Source organism: Micromonospora sp. NPDC093243, assembly GCF_044753725.1.
GTDB lineage: Bacteria > Actinomycetota > Actinomycetes > Mycobacteriales > Micromonosporaceae > Micromonospora.
This window is the reverse complement of sequence record NZ_JBIVNT010000004.1, coordinates 765,147-780,709: the sequence shown is the minus strand read 5'-3', so window position 1 is coordinate 780,709 and position 15,563 is coordinate 765,147. Positions and strand designations below refer to the sequence as shown.

The following is a 15,563-nucleotide window of genomic DNA, read 5'->3' as shown; positions in this document are numbered from 1 at the left end:
GCCCGTAATCCAGGCACCACAAGTCCATGATCGACCGCGTCAGGGCGGGCGCGGGGGGTTAGCGGGGGGTTACGGCGGGCCAGGGGACGGTTAGTTCGCCCAGGCGCCAGCGGGCAGGGCGGTCCAGGACCGGCCAGCCGGTGTCCTTGAGGGACTGGACGGCGTGCAGCCAGCGCTGCCTCGGGCCGAAGGTCGCGTAGCCGGCCGCGGCCTGCCAGGCGTCGTCCAGGGCGCGGATCAGGTCGTGCACCGGCTCACCGGGGACGTTGCGGTGGATCAGCGCCTTCGGCAGCCGCTCGGCCAGCTCGGCCGGGCTGGTCAGGGTGGCGAGCCGCGCGGCCAGGGTCAGCGAACGCGGCCCCTCGGCGTCGATCAGCAGCCAGCCGCCCAACCGGCCCAGCTCGTCGCAGGTGCCCTCCACCAGCACACCGCCGGGGGCCAGCGCGGCCGTCATCGTCCGCCAGGCTCCGGCCACCTCGCTTTCGTCGTACTGGCGGAGAACGTTGAGCGCGCGGACCAGCACCGGGCGCAGACCGGCCAGCTCGAACCCGCCCCGGCCGAAGGTGAGCCCCGGCGGGTCGGCGGCCGGCGTCGCGGCGGCCACCCGGGCCGGATCGATCTCCAGCCCGACCAGCCGGACGTCGGCGCGGACCCCGGTGGCGAGCCGGGCGCGCAACTCCACCGCGGTGACCGGGGTCGCCCCGTAGCCGAGGTCCACCACCAGCGGGTCGGCCGCGGCGCGGAGCAGGTCGCCGCAGTTGGCCACGATCCAGTTGTCCACCCGGCGGAGCCGGTTGGGGTTGGTGGTGCCCCGGGTGACCACGCCGTACGGCCGGCGCCGCGTCGGTCCGGTCATCCGGTCTTCACTGGCCGACCCGGTGCACCTTGTGCTGAGCGGCCTGCGCGAGCGGGCGGACCACCAGCCGGTCCACGTTGACGTGGTGCGGGCGGGTGGCGCACCAGGCGATGCAGTCGGCCACGTCCTCGGCGACCAGTGGCTCGGCCACCCCGGCGTAGACCGCCGCCGCCCGTTCGGTGTCGCCGTCGAAGCGGACCAGCCCGAACTCCTCGGTCTTCACCATCCCCGGGTCGACCTCGATCACCCGGACGGGCCGCCCGTTGAGCTCCAGCCGCAGCGTCCCGGCGATCGCGGTCTGCGCGTGCTTGGCCGCGGTGTAGCCACCGCCGCCCTCGTAGACGGTGAATCCGGCGGTGGACGAGACGATCACGATGGTGCCGGCCCCGGACGCCTCCAGCGCGGGCAGCAGGGCCTGGGTGACCCGCAGCGTGCCGAGCACGTTGACGTCGTACATCCACTGCCAGTCGCCGAGCGACCCGGACTCCACCGGGTCCAGCCCTCGCGCGCCGCCGGCGTTGTTCACCAGCAGGGTGACCGGCCCTGGCGCGGCCGCAGCCGCCTCGGCCAGCGCGGCGACCGACTCGTCCGAGGTGACGTCGCAGGCCACCGCGGTGGCCTGGCCACCGGCGGCGGTGATCTCCTTGACCAGGTCGGTGAGCCGATCGGTGCGTCGGGCAGCGGCGAGCACGTGGAAACCCTCGGCGGCGAGTCGGCGAGCGGTGGCCGCGCCGATCCCGCTGGACGCTCCGGTGACGATGGCGACAGAGGTCATCCGGCCATTGTCACCCCCGCCCGTGCCGTCGATCCGGGCGGGCGGGTGGGCGTCCGCGATGAGGTCCGTCACGCCGGTCGGCCGCCGCGAGGCATTTCCGAAGCCCGATGGGGAAGATGTCAACCGGCGTAAAGGTTGACCGAAGCGCCGGTCGTGCCAGACGGCATCAACCGTGACAGAAGGAGCGGACGTGGCGGAACTGCACACCGGCGTGGGTCGTCAGCGAGGTGCCCGACCGTGGCCGCGGCCCCGACGGATCGCCACCCTGTCGGTGCACACCTCACCGCTGCACCAGCCCGGCACCGGCGACGCCGGCGGCATGAACGTCTACATCCTGGAGGTCGCCCGTCGGCTCGCCGAGGCGAACGTCGAGGTCGAGATCTTCACCCGGGCCACCTCGGGCGACCTGCCCCCGGTGGTCGAGATGGCCCCCGGCGTGCAGGTCCGGCACGTCACCTCCGGCCCGCTGGAGGGGCTGACGAAGGAGGAGCTGCCGGGCCAGCTCTGCGCCTTCACCGCCGGGGTGCTCCGCGCCGAGGCTGCCCGCCCGCCCGGCCACTACGACCTGATCCACTCGCACTACTGGCTCTCCGGCCAGGTCGGGTGGCTGGCCAAGGAGCGATGGGGGGTGCCCCTGGTGCACACCGCCCACACGCTGGCCAAGGTGAAGAACGCCCAGCTCGCCGTCGGTGACCGGCCGGAGCCGAAGGCGCGGGTGATCGGCGAGGAGCAGGTGGTCGCCGAGGCCGACCGGCTGGTGGCCAACACCCGGGTCGAGGCCCGTGACCTCATCGAGCGGTACGCGGCCGACCCGGCCCGCGTCGCGGTCGTGCAGCCCGGCGTCGACCTGGACCGGTTCCGCCCGGCCACCGGGGACCGGGCCAGCGCCACCGTCGCCGCCCGCCGCCGGCTGGGCCTGCCCACCCGGGGGTACGTGGTGGCGTTCGTCGGCCGGATCCAGCCGCTGAAGGCGCCGGACGTGCTGGTGCGGGCCGTCGCCGCGCTCCGCGAGCGCGACCCGGCGCTGGCCGAGGAGCTGACCGTGGTGATCTGCGGTGGCCCGAGCGGCAGCGGGCTGGACCGGCCCACCGCCCTGATCGAGCTGGCCGCCTCGCTCGGCGTCGCCGACCGGGTGTGCTTCCTGCCGCCGCAGACCGGCGACGACCTGCCGGCCCTCTACCGGGCCGCCGACCTGGTCGCGGTGCCGTCGCACAACGAGTCGTTCGGCCTGGTCGCGCTGGAGGCCCAGGCGTGCGGTACGCCCGTGCTGGCCGCCGCCGTGGGCGGCCTGGTCACCGCGGTCCGCGACCAGGTGAGCGGGGTGCTGATCGACGGCCACGACCCGGTCGACTGGGCCCGTACGCTCGGCCAGTTGCTGCCGGACCGGCTGCGCCGCGCCACGCTGGCCCGGGGCGCCGAACGGCACGCGCACAGCTTCTCCTGGGACCGCACGGTCACCAGGCTGCTGAGCGTGTACGGCGAGGCGATGGTCGCGCACCGGGAGCGTCTCGCCGCCGAACTCGCCGGTGACCCCGCCCTCTCCTGCTCGTGGTGACTCCGCTCTGACGGGGCCCACCCCCGCCCGGCTGCCCATCCGGTGGCCGGGCGGCTGCGACCGTAGAGTGGGTTCGGTGAGCGGGAAGAGCGATCTTGGCAGCCTGATCGAGTCGGTCTGCGACGAGCGGGAGCTGGCCTGGGAGCGGACCGGGCCGCAGTCGTACGCGGTGACCCTGCCCGGCACCCACAAGCTGAAGACCATCTGCAACCTGATCGTCGGCGAGCACGCGCTACGGGTCGAGGCGTTCGTCATGCGCCAGCCCGACGAGCGGCGCGAGGAGCTGTGGGCCTGGCTGTTGCAGCGCAACGCCCGGATGTACGCGGTGTCCTTCTCCATCGACGCGGTCGGCGACGTCTACCTGACCGGCCGGGTCAACCCGGCCGGCGTCGACGCCGAGGAGCTGGACCGCATCTTCGGCGCGGTGCTGTCGTACTCCGACGAGTCCTTCGACACCATGCTGGAGATCGGCTTCGGCAGCTCGATCCGGCGGGAGTGGGAGTGGCGGGTCAAGCGCGGTGAGTCGACCGCGAACCTTGCCGCGTTCGCCCACCTCTTCGAGCCGTCCGGAGGTTCGGAGCCGTCCTGACGGGTATGCCGCCCCGCGCGGTGCGGCAGTTTGGGGACCCGCCGCGCGCCGAGGACGGACTGTCGAGGAGCGTGCCATGGCTCAGCGGAACAGCTCAGGTCGCGGCGGGACTGCGACCAGTACCAGGCGGCAGGCGGGGAACCGGACCCCGAACACCCCGGGGATCTCGGAGACCGAGATCGGCCGGATGCGGGTGGACGACATCCGCGGGCAGCTTCGCCGGTACGGCGTATCCGGCATATCCGCGATGCGCAAGCCGGACCTGGTGAAGGAGTTGGTGCGGACGATGCGCCGCGGCGGCGCCGCCCGGACGAGCACCGGGCCGGCCGGCCGGGCGACCGGCACCAGGACGGCCGGCCGCGCCGCGGCCACGAAGAAGGCCGCCGGCGGCCGGGCGGGCAAGGCCGCGCCGAGCCGGGCCATTGCGGTCCCGGCGAACAAGACCGCGCCGGCGAAGAAGGCGGCCGTGAAGAAGGCGGCGGCGAAGTCGACCGCCCGGAAGGCGACGGCGGCCAAGAAGACCACCGCGGCCAAGAAGACGACGGCGGCGAAGAAGACGACCGCGGCCAAGAAGACGACGGCGGCGCGAAAGACGGCACCGGCGCGGAAGACGACCGCGGCGCGGAAGACGACCGCGGCCAAGAAGACGGCTGCGGCTCGGAAGACGGCGCCGGCGCGGAAGACGACGACCGCCCGGACCACGACCGCGGCCAAGCGCACGACGGCCGCCCGGAAGACGACGGCGGCGAAGCGGGCCGCCCCCGCGAAGAAGACCACGTCGGCGCGCGCGACCGCCGCGGCGAAGAAGACCGCCCCGGCGAACCGGCCGACGGCGGCGCGCGGCGGTACGGCGGCGGCCCCGGCCGGCGGCGGGTTGCGGACCGGGCGCAGCACTTCCCGGTCGGCACGGTCGTCCCAGGCGATCTCCTCGCTCGCCGACCGGCCGGAGCGGCCGGGCCGCAGCCTGGTGACCAGCAATCACGAGGTGATCCAGCGGTGGGCCCGGGAACGGGGGGCCAGGCCGGCCACGATCGCGGGCACCGAGCGGGAAGGTCGGGCCGGCGTGCTCACGTTCAACATCCCGGGCTACCGGGAGAGCAGCCGGATCCGCGAGATCACCTGGGACGACTGGTTCCACACCTTCGACCTGCGCCGACTGAACCTCATCTACCAGGAGCAGATGCGCGACGGTCGGCAGAGCAACTTCTTCCGGACCGAGTCACCCGATCGTGAGGACGGCTGACCGTTTGCGGGAATCGTCGGCGGGTAGCCGGTGTTGGGAACACCGAGGCCCGGAGTAGCGGGAGGCCGGTTTCTGTGACCGGCGAGACAGCCGATGCGGGTTGAATCCGGAATCTGGGCGAACTAACTTTATTGCACCGCACCACGCTCGGAAACGTTCGGGGGAGCGGCGGATCGATCAGATCCGCGCACCGGGCGAGGTGCGATGAGACGGGTGGACCAACCGTTGGGGGACGGTGCCCACCTGTTTGGACCGGCGGCGCGAGCGGGCGACGCTTACGGGGGTGAGTGTTGCCCGCCGCCGCCGGCCCCACAGTGCGCGAGGTGCCCACCACTGCCATTCGGGGCGTGGTGGGCACTTCGCATATCTGCGCCTTATGGCCGTTTTGTCCAAGGAATGTGGGTTGTGAGCCACCGCGCGATCAGCCGGCGGCACTCCGCTCGCCGGCGGCCGGATCCGCGGCCCGCCCTGACGCCCCTACGGTCGAGACCGCTCGGGACGCCGCGGCGGTGGCCCGGCGTAGCGCGGCCACCCGGCGCTCCCGGGGCGGACCGGCGAGCAGGTGGGCCCCCGCGGCGAGCAACCCGAGCGCACCCACGATCAGCCAGTGCCCGGCGCCCAGGTACTGCAGACTCACCCCGCCCAGCGTCGGCGCCACGAACGACGCGGCCGGGAAGGTCAGGTAGAACACCGACTGGTAGCGACCGCGCAGCGCGGGTGGCGCCAGGTCCGCGTTGATCTGGGCGTTGGGTGGGGCGGCCAGCATCGACCCGACCGTCCAGACGACCGCCGCGACCAGGTAGACCGCCAGCCCGTTGGCGAGCGCGAGCGCACCGAAGCCGAGCGCCATCAGCGCGGTGGAGGCGGCGAGCACCACGTCCTTGCGGTGGCCGTCGATCAGCCGTGGCACGAACAGTTGGCCGAGCACGATCAGCGCGCCGCCGAGCGCCACCACCAGACCGTACGACGACGGCCCGAGCCCGTCCGCGCGCATCGCCAGCGGCATGATCGTCGAAGTCTGCATGGTCAGCACGGCCAGCACGAAGGTGAGCGCGACGAAGGTCAGGAAGATCCGGTCGGTGAGTGCCGTGCGCAGCCCCGGCCGCCGCCCGCCCGCCTCGGCTCGGCCGGCCGGCGGGGTGGTTGCCCGGCCCAGCGTCTCCGGCACCTTCCACGCGATCACCAACGCGGTGGCCAGCGTGGCGGCGGCGTCGACCAGGAACAGGGCCAGGAAGCTCGCCTCGGCGAGCACCCCGGCCAGCAGCGAGGCGACCGCCATGCCCAGGTTGAAGGCCCAGAACTGGAGGTTGAAGGCGCGCGACCGGCGCTGCTCGGGCACCAGGTCGACGATCGCCGCCACGAACGCCGGGCCGGGCATCGAGTGCACCACCCCGACCAGCGCGGCGAGCGCCGCGATGAGCACCAGATGCCGGCTCAGGGCCAGCGCCACCATCAGGCCGCCGGCGATCAGATGGGCGGTGACCAGGGTGGCCCGCCGCCCCCATCGGTCGGCCAACACCCCACCGAGCAGCACACCGATCGCCCCGCCGGCGCCGTACGCCCCGACGACCGTGCCGGCGAGCGCTTCGCTGGCGCCCCGCGCATCGGTCAGGTAGAGCGACAGGAAGAGCATCGCGAAGGCGCCGGCCCGGTTGATCAGGATGCCGGCCCAGAGATACCAGAAGGTGGCGGGGAGCCCGCCCGCCGTCTCCTGCCACCAGCGCTGCAGGCCGCGCAAGCGCCCCTCCCGACAGTTCGCTTTGTTAACCGTTACCGGTCCCGACGCTATCGGACCTCGGGCGGGCGGGGAGCGCGGACCCCGCCCTCGACCGCCCCTGGTTCAGCTTGCCCGGGCCGGTTCGACGGTCCCGATCGGCTCGGTCGGCGCGGTCGCCGCCGGCTCGGCGGCCTGCGGCACCGGCGGGCGGACGTCGGTCAGCGGGACGGCCGGCTCGGCGGTCCGGCGCAGCATGGTGGCGCGGCGCTCCCGGGCCGGTCCGGAGATCAGGTGGGCCACCGCCATCAGCCCACCGATCGCGGCGCAGCCCAGCCAGAGCGCGCTGTTGCCGATGTGTTCGCGCACCAGCCCGCCGAGGATCGGCGCACTGGCCCCGGCGATCTGCCAGGAGAGCGAGAACACGCCCTGGTAGCGACCGCGCAGCGCGGCGGGGGAGAGTTCGGCGACGAGAGTGGCGTTGGAGGGCGAGTTGAGCATCTCGCCGACCGTCCAGATCAGCACGGTCAGCCCGTAGAACCAGGCGGCCTCGGCGAACGCGGTGAGCCCGAAGCCCACGCCCATCACCACGGCGGCCAGCGCGAGCACGTGTGACCGGCTCCGGCCTCGGATCAGCCGGGGGACGAAGAGTTGACCCACCACGATCAGTACGCCGTTGAGAGCGATCACCGAGCCGTACGTGGCGGGGGTCAGGCCGGAGTCGCCCATCGCGATCGGCAGCATCGAGATGTGCTGGAGGAAGACCAGCGCGCTGAAGAGATTGAGCGCGACGAAGCCGAGGTAGATCGGGTCGCTGAGGATGGTGCGCAGCGCGCCCGCCGGTGCCGGCGCGCCCTTCGCGGTGGGGCTGGCGGCCCGCCGGGTCTCACCCACCCGGATGAAGATGATCAGCGCGGTGACCAGCGTGGTGATCGCGTCGACCACGAAGAGCAGCAGGTAGCCGGCCTGGGCGGCGAAGCCGGCGAGCACGGCCGCGCAGGCGAAGCCGAGATTGATCGCCCAGTAGTTCAGCGAGAAGGCGCGCAACCGGTCCTTCTCCGGCACCACGTCGATCATCATGGCGCCGAACGCCGGCCGGGCCGCCTCGGCGAACGTGCCGAGCAGCAGCGCGCCGAGGGCGACCGCCCAGAGCGGTCGGGCCAGGCCGAGCGCCAGCATCATGGTGGCCGCGCCGAGGTGGGCGACGAGCAGGGTGGGCCGGCGTCCCCAGCGGTCGGTCAGGGTGCCGCCGACGGTGGTGCCGACGGCGCCGCCGACGCCCCAGAGCCCGATCACCAGGCCGGCCTGCGAGGCGGAGAAGCCACGTTCCTGGGTGAGGTAGATGGCCAGGAAGACCAGCACGAACGAGCCGAGTCGGTTGATCAGGGTGCCGGCCCAGAGGTACCAGAACCGCCGCGGCAGTCCACCCGCCGTGTCCTGCAACCAGCCGTGCACCGTCCGCATCCGCCGCCCCCGTTTGGTAATGACCGGTCTATCCCAAGCGCCTTACAACCTAGTCGTCGGCCGGAACGCAGGTCATCAGCTTTTCCACGTGGTGGTCGTCACGACAGGTCACCGCGTGTCCGGCCGCGCCGTACGGCAGGATGATCCGCATGACTGCTAGCGAGGGGCCCACCATCGGGACGCTGGTCCTGCTGCGGCACGGCGAGAGCGACTGGAACGCGAAGAACCTCTTCACCGGCTGGGTCGACGTCGACCTGACGACCAAGGGTGAGGAGGAGGCGCGGCGCGGCGGCGAGCTGCTCCGTGAGCACAGCCTGATGCCGGACGTGGTGCACACCAGCGTGCTGCGCCGCGCGATCCGCACCGCCGAGCTGGCGCTGAACGCCGCCGACCGGCACTGGATCGCGGTGCGCCGGTCGTGGCGGCTCAACGAGCGCCACTACGGCGCCCTGCAGGGCAAGAACAAGAAGCAGACCCTCGACGAGTACGGCGAGGAGCAGTTCATGCTCTGGCGCCGCTCGTACGACACGCCTCCGCCGCCGATCGACGACAACGACGAGTGGTCCCAGGTGGGCGACTCCCGGTACGCGCTGCTGCCGACCGAGCTGATGCCGCGCACCGAGTGCCTGAAGGACGTCGTCGAGCGGATGCTGCCGTACTGGTACGACTCGATCGTCCCGGACATCCTGGCCGGCCGTACCGTGCTGGTGGCCGCGCACGGCAACTCGCTGCGCGCGCTGGTCAAGCACCTCGACCAGATCTCCGACGAGGCGATCGCGAAGCTGAACATCCCGACCGGGATCCCGCTGCGCTACGACCTCGACCCGCAGCTGCGCCCGCTCACCCTGGGTGGCACCTACCTCGACCCGGCCGCCGCGAAGGCGGCCGCCGCCGCGGTCGCCAACCAGGGCCGCTGACCTGCGCGAAGGCCCCCGGTCCGCGGACCGGGGGCCTTCGTCGTGCGGTGCTCAGCTGGCGCTCGGCGCCTGCTCCCCGGTGATCAGGTAGACCACGTGCTCGCCGGCGTTCACCGCGTGGTCGGCGAAGCGCTCGTAGAAGCGGCCCAGCAGGGTGGCGTCGATCGCGGTCTCCACCCCGTACGGCCAGTCGTCGCCGAGCAGCACGCTGAACAGGGTCTTGTGCAGGTCGTCCATCGCGTCGTCGTCGCGGTCCAGTTCGGCGGCGAGGTCGGCGTCGGGCTTGGCCAGCACCGAGCCGATCTTCACGGCCATCCGGTCGGCGATGGCGGCCATGTCGGTGAAGATCTGACGCAGCTCGGCCGGCACCGCCGGCGAGGGGTGCCGCCGCAGCGCCGTCTTCGCCACGTGGTCGGCCAGATCGCCCATCCGCTCCAGGTCGGCGGCGACGTGCAGGGCGGTGATCATGGCACGCAGGTCGGAGGCGACCGGCGCCTGCCGGGCCAGCAGGTCGCAGACCCGCTCCTCGACGTGCCGGTAGAGGTCGTCGATCTCGGCGTCCCGCTCGATCACCGTCTCGGCGGCCTGCCGGTCGGCGGTGAGCAGGGCGCGGGTGGCCTGGCGCATGGCGGACCGGATCCCCTCGGCCATGTCCACCAGCAGCTGGCTGACGATCTGCAGGTCGGCCCGGAACTCGTCGCGCATTGTCACGTCCTGTGGTCGGATTGCCGCCGGCCGGGGCCGGCGCCGGGTGGGCGGTGCGACGACCACGGTAGGCGGGACGGACGGCCCCGACATGAACCCCGGTGAACGACGCCGGACGCACGGGTGAACTTTGCCGGAAGCGAGCCTGGTTCGTCCTGGTCTGGGCGGTAGCCAGGTTAACAATGACCCTACGATCGCCAGGTGGATTGGGCGGTGGCGGTCGTGGTGGCCGTAGCACTGGCGACCGGAGTGGTCGCCGGGTTCATGCTGCCCCGGATCGTGCCGGCGCTGCGCCGTCGCGTCGCGTCGACCGGGAGCGGCAGCTCCCTCTGGAACATGGGGAGGCCCGCGATAGCCGACGATCCGCAGGTCGGGCTCGGCCGCCGTACGATCGACTCGCTCCGGGCCGGCGTGGTGGTGCTGGATCCCGACGATGTTCCCGTACTGGTCAACCCGGCGGCCCGGGCGATGGGCCTGCTCCGCACCGGGACCAGCCCGGGCTCGATCGCCGCCCATCCTCTCATTCGTACCCTCGCCGGGCAGGTCCGACGGACCGGCATCCGGCGCGAGATCGAGCTGGACCTGCCCCGGGGTCGCGACAACGCGGGGGACAATCCGCTCGGCGTGCACCTGCGGGCGATGGGGGTCGGTGCCGGCTACATCGCCGTGGAGGCGGCTGACGTGACCGAGTCGCACCGGCTGGCCCGGGTGCGGCGGGACTTCGTGGCGAACGTCAGCCACGAGCTGAAGACCCCGATCGGCGCCCTGCAGCTGCTGGCCGAGGCGTTGCTGGACGCCACCGAGCCGGCCAGCGAGGTCGCCCCGGACCTCTCCGAGGACCTGGTCGCCGCCCGCCGCTTCGCGGAGCGGATCCAGCACGAGTCGACCCGGCTCGGCCGGTTGGTGCAGGAACTGCTCGAGCTGACCCGGTTGCAGGGCGCCGAGCCGCAGCCGGCACCGGAGCCGGTCTCGATCGACTGGGTGGTCGCCGAGGTTGTCGACCGGACCAGGACCACGGCCTCGGCCCGGGGGATCGAGGTGGTGGTGTCCGGGGAGCGCGGCCTGACCGCGTACGGCAGTGACACCCAGTTGGCGACCGCGGTGGCCAACCTGGTCGAGAACGCCATCAACTACTCGGGCGAGGACACCACGGTACGGGTCACCGCTCAGGGCGGCGAGGAGCACGTCGAGATCTCCGTCACCGACCAGGGCATCGGTATCGCCCCCAGCGACGTCGACCGGATCTTCGAGCGGTTCTACCGCGCGGACCAGGCGCGCTCGCGGGCGACCGGCGGCACCGGGCTCGGTCTGGCCATCGTGAAGCACATCGCGAGCAACCATGGCGGACGGGTCGATGTCGCGAGCACTCTTGGTGGTGGATCGACGTTCACCATCCGGCTGCCTGCCCGTCCCCCGGACGACCTCCTGGCGACACTGCCGCCGGTTGGGATCGAGCCCGGTCCGGCCGAGCTTCGGCAGGTCTGACAGCAATGGAAAGGAAATCTCCGTTGAGCCGCGTTCTGGTGGTCGAAGACGAGGAGTCGTTCTCCGACGCCCTGTCGTACATGCTCCGCAAGGAGGGCTTCGAGGTCTCGGTCGCCGCGACCGGTCCCTCCGCCCTCACCGAGTTCGACCGGACCGGCGCCGACATCGTGCTGCTCGACCTGATGCTGCCCGAAATGTCGGGGACCGAGGTGTGCCGGCAGCTCCGGCAGCGCTCGCACGTGCCGATCATCATGGTCACCGCGCGGGACAGTGAGATCGACAAGGTGGTCGGCCTGGAGATCGGCGCCGACGACTACGTGACCAAGCCGTACTCGCCGCGGGAGCTGGTGGCCCGGATCCGGGCGGTGCTGCGCCGGCAGACCCCCGAGGTGGCCGAGTCGGGTGCGCCGACGCTGGCCGCCGGCCCGGTCCGGATGGACATCGAGCGGCACGTGGTGACGGTCGACGGCGGGGCCGTGCAGTTGCCGCTGAAGGAGTTCGAGCTGCTGGAGCTCCTGCTGCGCAACGCCGGACGGGTGCTCACCCGGGGTCAGCTCATCGACCGGGTCTGGGGCGCCGACTACGTCGGCGACACCAAGACGCTGGACGTGCACGTCAAGCGGCTGCGTTCCAAGATCGAGCCGGAGCCGTCCGCGCCGCGCTACATCGTGACCGTCCGAGGCCTGGGCTACAAGTTCGAGCCGTGATCGACGGACGCGACGAGGGCCCACGGCTCTGCCGGGGCCCTCGTCGGTACGTCGGCTCCACCTGACCGCGGGCCCGCCGCGAATCGGGGTGACTGTTTCCTGTGGTGAAGCAGAGCAAAGGACGGAGCCGGACCCCCACTCGCCGGAACGGCTGTGACGGCGCGTGACCAGCTCGGCCTGATCGGCCGGTCTGGGTCAGGAGGCGTCGGCGGGGTGCGGGGCGACCAGCCCCTGGCGGACGCGGGCCGCGCAGAGTTCGGCCAGCTTCGCGTACGCGGGCGCTCCGATCAGCGCGGTCAGCTCCGGGCCGTACGAGATGTACATCGGCTCGGTGCCGACGTGCGCGTCCGTCGAGGAGGTGCACCACCAGTGCAGGTCGTGCCCGCCCGCGCCCCAGCCGCGCCGGTCGAACTCCGACAGCGTGGAGACCAGCACCTTCGTGTTGTCCGGTCGCTTGGCCCAGTCCTGATCCCGCCGGATCGGCAACTGCCAGCAGACGTCCGGCTTGTATTCCAACGGGTGCACCCCGTCGCGTAGCGCCTGGGCGTGCAGCGCGCAGCCGCCGCCACCGGGGAAGTCGGCGTCGTTCAGGAAGACACAGGGGCCGTCGGCGTCCTGGGTGGCGGTCCGCCGGGCCGGGTTCTTCCCGTCGATGGTGTCGTTCTCGGTCCAGTTCTTGAAGCCCCGGCGAAAGTGCTGCCAGGTCGACGGGGTGAGTCGCTTGGCAGCGGCGCGCACCCGCTTCTCGTCGTCGGAATCGGTGAAGAAGGCGCCGTGCGAGCAGCAACCGTCGGCGGCCCGGCCGGCGATGATGCCGTGGCAGCCCTGACCGAAGATGCAGGTCCACCGGGAGAGCAGCCAGGTCAGGTCGGCGCGGATCTGGTGGTTCTCGTCCGCCGGGTCGGCGAACTCGACCCACTCCCGAGGGAAGTCCAGCGGCACCTCACGACTGCGCGGGTCGTCGGGCTCGTCCACCAGCACGCGGAGCTCCATCGTCACCCGGACCAGCCTACGCGGGGGACACCGCGCGGGCCGGCGAGCCGCGCAAACGTGTTGCCCCTAGGGTCAGGGCATGCGACTGGGTGTCCTCGACGTCGGCTCCAACACGGTGCACCTGCTTGTGGTGGACGCCCACCACGGCGCGCACCCCTGGCCGGCGCACTCGGAGAAGGTGGTGCTGCGACTGGCCGAACAGCTCGGCCCGGACGGCGCGCTCACCGAGGCCGGTGCCGACGGGCTGGTCAAGGCGGTCAGCATGGCCAAGGCGGCGGCCGCCGGCCTGGACACCGACGACCTGATCGCGTTCGCCACCTCCGCGGTTCGGGAGGCCATCAACGCGGCCGAGGTGCTGGCCCGCGTCCGGGAGGAGACCGGCGTACGCCTCGAGGTGCTCTCCGGCGCGGACGAGGCGCGGATGACGTTCCTCGCGGTGCGACGCTGGTTCGGCTGGTCCGCCGGGCGGCTGCTGGTGCTGGACATCGGCGGCGGCTCGCTGGAGATCGCCGCCGGGATCGACGAGGACCCCAGCCTGGCCGTCTCGCTGCCCCTCGGTGCCGGCCGGTTGACCCGGGAGCGGCTGCGGGTGGCGCCCGGTCACACCGCGCCCCCCACCACCGAAGCCGTCGACGAACTGCGGGAGTACGTCGACGGGGTGCTCGACCCGGTGGTCAAGGAGATGACCGAGGTGGGCTGGGATCGGCCGGTCGCCACCTCGAAGACGTTCCGCACCCTCGCCCGGCTGGCCGGGGCGGCCCCGTCCGGCGCGGGACTCTGGGCCCGACGCCGCCTCACCCGCACCGGTCTGCGCCAGGTGATCGGCTTCATCCGGCACATCCCGCCGGGGCACCTGTCGGAGCTGGAGGGGGTCAGCATGGGCCGGGCCCACCAGCTGATGGCAGGCGCGATCGTCGCCGAGGCGGTGATGCGCCGGCTGGACGTGGACGCGCTGGACATCTGCCCCTGGGCGCTGCGGGAGGGCGTGATCCTGAGCCGACTCGACCAGCTCGGTCCCGGCTGAGCCGGCGGGGACGGTTCCGGCCGCTTTACGACTTCTCGTCACGATGCTCCGGCGCGACCGGGCTACCCTGGCTGGTGTGACTTCCCGCGTCCCGGTGCTCCTGTCCACCTCCTCGGTCTTCCCCGAGCGGACCGCGGCGGCATTCCAGCTGGCCGCGGCGCTCGGCTACGACGGCGTCGAGGTGATGGTCTGGACGGACGCGGTCAGCCAGGACGCAGGCGCGCTGCGCGGCCTCTCCCAGCACTACGGGGTGCCGGTGCTCTCCGTGCACGCGCCCTGCCTGCTGGTCACCCAGCGGGTGTGGAGCCCCGACCCGTGGGAGCGGCTGCGCCGTTCGGCCGAGCTGGCCGAGACGCTGGAGGCGCCCACGGTGGTGGTGCACCCACCGTTCACCTGGCAGCGCGACTACGCGCGGACCTTCGGTGACGGGCTGGACGCCATCGCGGGCCAGTACCCAGGGCTGCGCATCGCGGTCGAGAACATGTACCCGGTGCGGATGGCCGGCCGGCAGTTCGTCCCCTACGTCCCCGGCTGGGATCCGACCGAGACCGGCTACCCGGCCTACACGCTCGACCTCTCACACTGCGCCGCCTCGCACACCGACTCGCTGGAGATGGCCGACCGGATGGGCGACGCGCTGGCGCACGTGCACCTGGGCGACGGCACTGGTGAGGGTCGCGACGAGCACCTGGTCCCGGGCCGGGGCACCCAGCCCTGCGCCGAGCTGCTGCGATCGCTGGCCGGGCGGGGCTTCACCGGCTCGGTGGCGGTGGAGGTGTCCACCCGGGGCGCGAAGAGCCGCGCGGTGCGCGAGGCGGACCTTCGGGCCGCCCTGGACTTCGCCCGCCAGCACCTGAGCACGCCGTCCCCGGTCGACGCCTGACCGTTGCGCGGCACGACCGGAGCCGGCTGACCCGTGCCGGCCTGACCGGCCGGCCGGTCGGGTCAGCTGACCGGGGTGAGCGACTCGGTGGTCGCCGTCGGCTGGGCGGCGACGGGGACCTGCTCGCCGACCGCCGCCCGCTTGCGCGCCCGGTGGGCGGCCACGTGCGAGCGGGTGGCGCAGCGCTCCGAGCAGAACCGCCGGCAGCAGTTGGACGAGGTGTCCAGGTAGACGTTGCCGCAGCGCTCGTCGGCGCAGACACCGAACCGCGCGCTGCCGTATTCGCAGAGCCAGACCGAGAGGCCCCAGACCGCGCCGGCGAGGTATTCCGCGCTCACCGAGGCGCCCCGGCTGGTCACGTGCATGTGCCAGTCGCTGGAGTCGTGACCCGAGATGCGCGGCTGCACCGGGTAGGCCTCCAGCAGGGCGTTGAGCTCGGCGACCGCCTGGGCGTCCCGCCCGGATGTGCCGTAGTCGAAGACGTCGCGTAGGCGCTTCTGCGCCCGCCGGAAGATCGCCAGGTCCCGTTCCGCGGCCTCCTCGCGCATCCAGGCGCTGGTCTCGGGGAAGAGGGCCCGCAGGTCGTCGAGGTCGTCCAGGCGGGCGTTGACGAGGTCAACGCCGGTTCGCGCGTACGCGTCGAAGTTCACCCC

General features: G+C 72.7%; 16 protein-coding genes. 8 read left to right on the top strand and 8 right to left on the bottom strand.

Annotated features, from left to right (window positions below; genetic code table 11):
- Window positions 1-58 precede the first annotated feature (58 nt).
- Window positions 59-856: a class I SAM-dependent methyltransferase gene (locus ACIP9D_RS17420; RefSeq protein WP_350875730.1), complete on the bottom strand. Its 798-nt coding sequence runs from the start codon at window positions 854-856 to the stop codon at window positions 59-61.
- Window positions 857-863: 7 nt separating this feature from the next.
- A complete protein-coding gene (locus tag ACIP9D_RS17415) occupies window positions 864-1,631 on the bottom strand; it encodes an SDR family oxidoreductase (protein WP_350875728.1) in 768 nt (255 codons plus the stop codon).
- A 190-nt stretch (window positions 1,632-1,821) separates the two neighbouring features.
- Here ACIP9D_RS17415 and mshA point away from each other — a divergent pair, with 190 nt between their 5' ends.
- On the top strand, window positions 1,822-3,186 hold the full coding sequence (mshA, locus tag ACIP9D_RS17410; protein WP_350875726.1) for a D-inositol-3-phosphate glycosyltransferase: 1,365 nt from the start codon (window positions 1,822-1,824) through the stop codon (window positions 3,184-3,186).
- Between the two features lie 76 nt (window positions 3,187-3,262).
- Window positions 3,263-3,775 carry a YbjN domain-containing protein gene (locus ACIP9D_RS17405; RefSeq protein WP_350875724.1) on the top strand — a complete coding sequence of 171 codons (513 nt, stop codon included), beginning with the start codon at window positions 3,263-3,265 and terminating at the stop codon, window positions 3,773-3,775.
- 81 nt (window positions 3,776-3,856) lie between these two features.
- On the opposite strand, the gene ACIP9D_RS17400 is transcribed toward ACIP9D_RS17405, so the two are convergent.
- On the bottom strand, window positions 3,857-4,753 hold the full coding sequence (locus tag ACIP9D_RS17400) for a hypothetical protein (RefSeq protein ID WP_400450237.1): 897 nt from the start codon (window positions 4,751-4,753) through the stop codon (window positions 3,857-3,859).
- On the opposite strand from ACIP9D_RS17400, the gene ACIP9D_RS17395 reads away from it, so the two are divergent.
- On the top strand, window positions 4,743-5,018 hold the full coding sequence (locus ACIP9D_RS17395) for a hypothetical protein (RefSeq protein WP_400450235.1): 276 nt from the start codon (window positions 4,743-4,745) through the stop codon (window positions 5,016-5,018). The genes ACIP9D_RS17400 and ACIP9D_RS17395 overlap by 11 nt on opposite strands.
- A gap of 421 nt (window positions 5,019-5,439) precedes the next feature.
- On the opposite strand, the gene ACIP9D_RS17390 is transcribed toward ACIP9D_RS17395, so the two are convergent.
- Window positions 5,440-6,756: an MFS transporter gene (locus ACIP9D_RS17390; protein ID WP_350875723.1), complete on the bottom strand. Its 1,317-nt coding sequence runs from the start codon at window positions 6,754-6,756 to the stop codon at window positions 5,440-5,442.
- 102 nt (window positions 6,757-6,858) lie between these two features.
- A complete protein-coding gene (locus tag ACIP9D_RS17385; RefSeq protein ID WP_350875721.1) occupies window positions 6,859-8,196 on the bottom strand; it encodes an MFS transporter in 1,338 nt (445 codons plus the stop codon).
- Window positions 8,197-8,345: 149 nt separating this feature from the next.
- Between ACIP9D_RS17385 and ACIP9D_RS17380 the strand changes: the two genes are divergently transcribed.
- Window positions 8,346-9,113, top strand: coding sequence for a phosphoglyceromutase (locus ACIP9D_RS17380; RefSeq protein ID WP_350875719.1), 768 nt, complete (start codon window positions 8,346-8,348; stop codon window positions 9,111-9,113).
- Between the two features lie 51 nt (window positions 9,114-9,164).
- On the opposite strand, the gene phoU is transcribed toward ACIP9D_RS17380, so the two are convergent.
- Window positions 9,165-9,818 (bottom strand): phosphate signaling complex protein PhoU, encoded by a 654-nt coding sequence (phoU, locus tag ACIP9D_RS17375; RefSeq protein WP_350875717.1) that lies wholly within the window; start codon window positions 9,816-9,818, stop codon window positions 9,165-9,167.
- 201 nt (window positions 9,819-10,019) lie between these two features.
- Here phoU and ACIP9D_RS17370 point away from each other — a divergent pair, with 201 nt between their 5' ends.
- On the top strand, window positions 10,020-11,303 hold the full coding sequence (locus tag ACIP9D_RS17370) for an ATP-binding protein (protein ID WP_350875714.1): 1,284 nt from the start codon (window positions 10,020-10,022) through the stop codon (window positions 11,301-11,303).
- 23 nt (window positions 11,304-11,326) lie between these two features.
- The gene (locus ACIP9D_RS17365; RefSeq protein WP_350875712.1) at window positions 11,327-12,010 is read left to right on the top strand and encodes a response regulator transcription factor; all 684 of its coding nucleotides are present in this window, start codon (window positions 11,327-11,329) and stop codon (window positions 12,008-12,010) included.
- A gap of 195 nt (window positions 12,011-12,205) precedes the next feature.
- Here the strand turns inward: ACIP9D_RS17365 and ACIP9D_RS17360 are convergent, their stop codons facing one another.
- Window positions 12,206-13,003: a hypothetical protein gene (locus ACIP9D_RS17360; protein ID WP_350875832.1), complete on the bottom strand. Its 798-nt coding sequence runs from the start codon at window positions 13,001-13,003 to the stop codon at window positions 12,206-12,208.
- A 79-nt stretch (window positions 13,004-13,082) separates the two neighbouring features.
- Here ACIP9D_RS17360 and ACIP9D_RS17355 point away from each other — a divergent pair, with 79 nt between their 5' ends.
- Window positions 13,083-14,027, top strand: coding sequence for a Ppx/GppA phosphatase family protein (locus ACIP9D_RS17355; protein WP_350875711.1), 945 nt, complete (start codon window positions 13,083-13,085; stop codon window positions 14,025-14,027).
- A gap of 76 nt (window positions 14,028-14,103) precedes the next feature.
- Window positions 14,104-14,910: a sugar phosphate isomerase/epimerase gene (locus ACIP9D_RS17350; protein ID WP_350875710.1), complete on the top strand. Its 807-nt coding sequence runs from the start codon at window positions 14,104-14,106 to the stop codon at window positions 14,908-14,910.
- Window positions 14,911-14,972: 62 nt separating this feature from the next.
- Here ACIP9D_RS17350 and ACIP9D_RS17345 read toward each other — a convergent pair whose 3' ends face one another.
- Entirely contained in the window at window positions 14,973-15,560 is a 588-nt protein-coding gene (locus tag ACIP9D_RS17345; RefSeq protein ID WP_350875709.1) for a CGNR zinc finger domain-containing protein, read from the bottom strand.
- Window positions 15,561-15,563: the final 3 nt, after the last annotated feature.

Coding starts and splice junctions, on each gene's coding strand:
- ACIP9D_RS17420 (WP_350875730.1), bottom strand. CDS start 856: ATGACCGGACCGACGCGGCGCCGGCCGTACGGCGTGGTCACCCGGGGC.
- ACIP9D_RS17415 (WP_350875728.1), bottom strand. CDS start 1,631: ATGACCTCTGTCGCCATCGTCACCGGAGCGTCCAGCGGGATCGGCGCG.
- ACIP9D_RS17385 (WP_350875721.1), bottom strand. CDS start 8,196: ATGCGGACGGTGCACGGCTGGTTGCAGGACACGGCGGGTGGACTGCCG.
- ACIP9D_RS17380 (WP_350875719.1), top strand. CDS start 8,346: ATGACTGCTAGCGAGGGGCCCACCATCGGGACGCTGGTCCTGCTGCGG.
- phoU (WP_350875717.1), bottom strand. CDS start 9,818: ATGCGCGACGAGTTCCGGGCCGACCTGCAGATCGTCAGCCAGCTGCTG.
- ACIP9D_RS17360 (WP_350875832.1), bottom strand. CDS start 13,003: ATGGAGCTCCGCGTGCTGGTGGACGAGCCCGACGACCCGCGCAGTCGT.
- ACIP9D_RS17355 (WP_350875711.1), top strand. CDS start 13,083: ATGCGACTGGGTGTCCTCGACGTCGGCTCCAACACGGTGCACCTGCTT.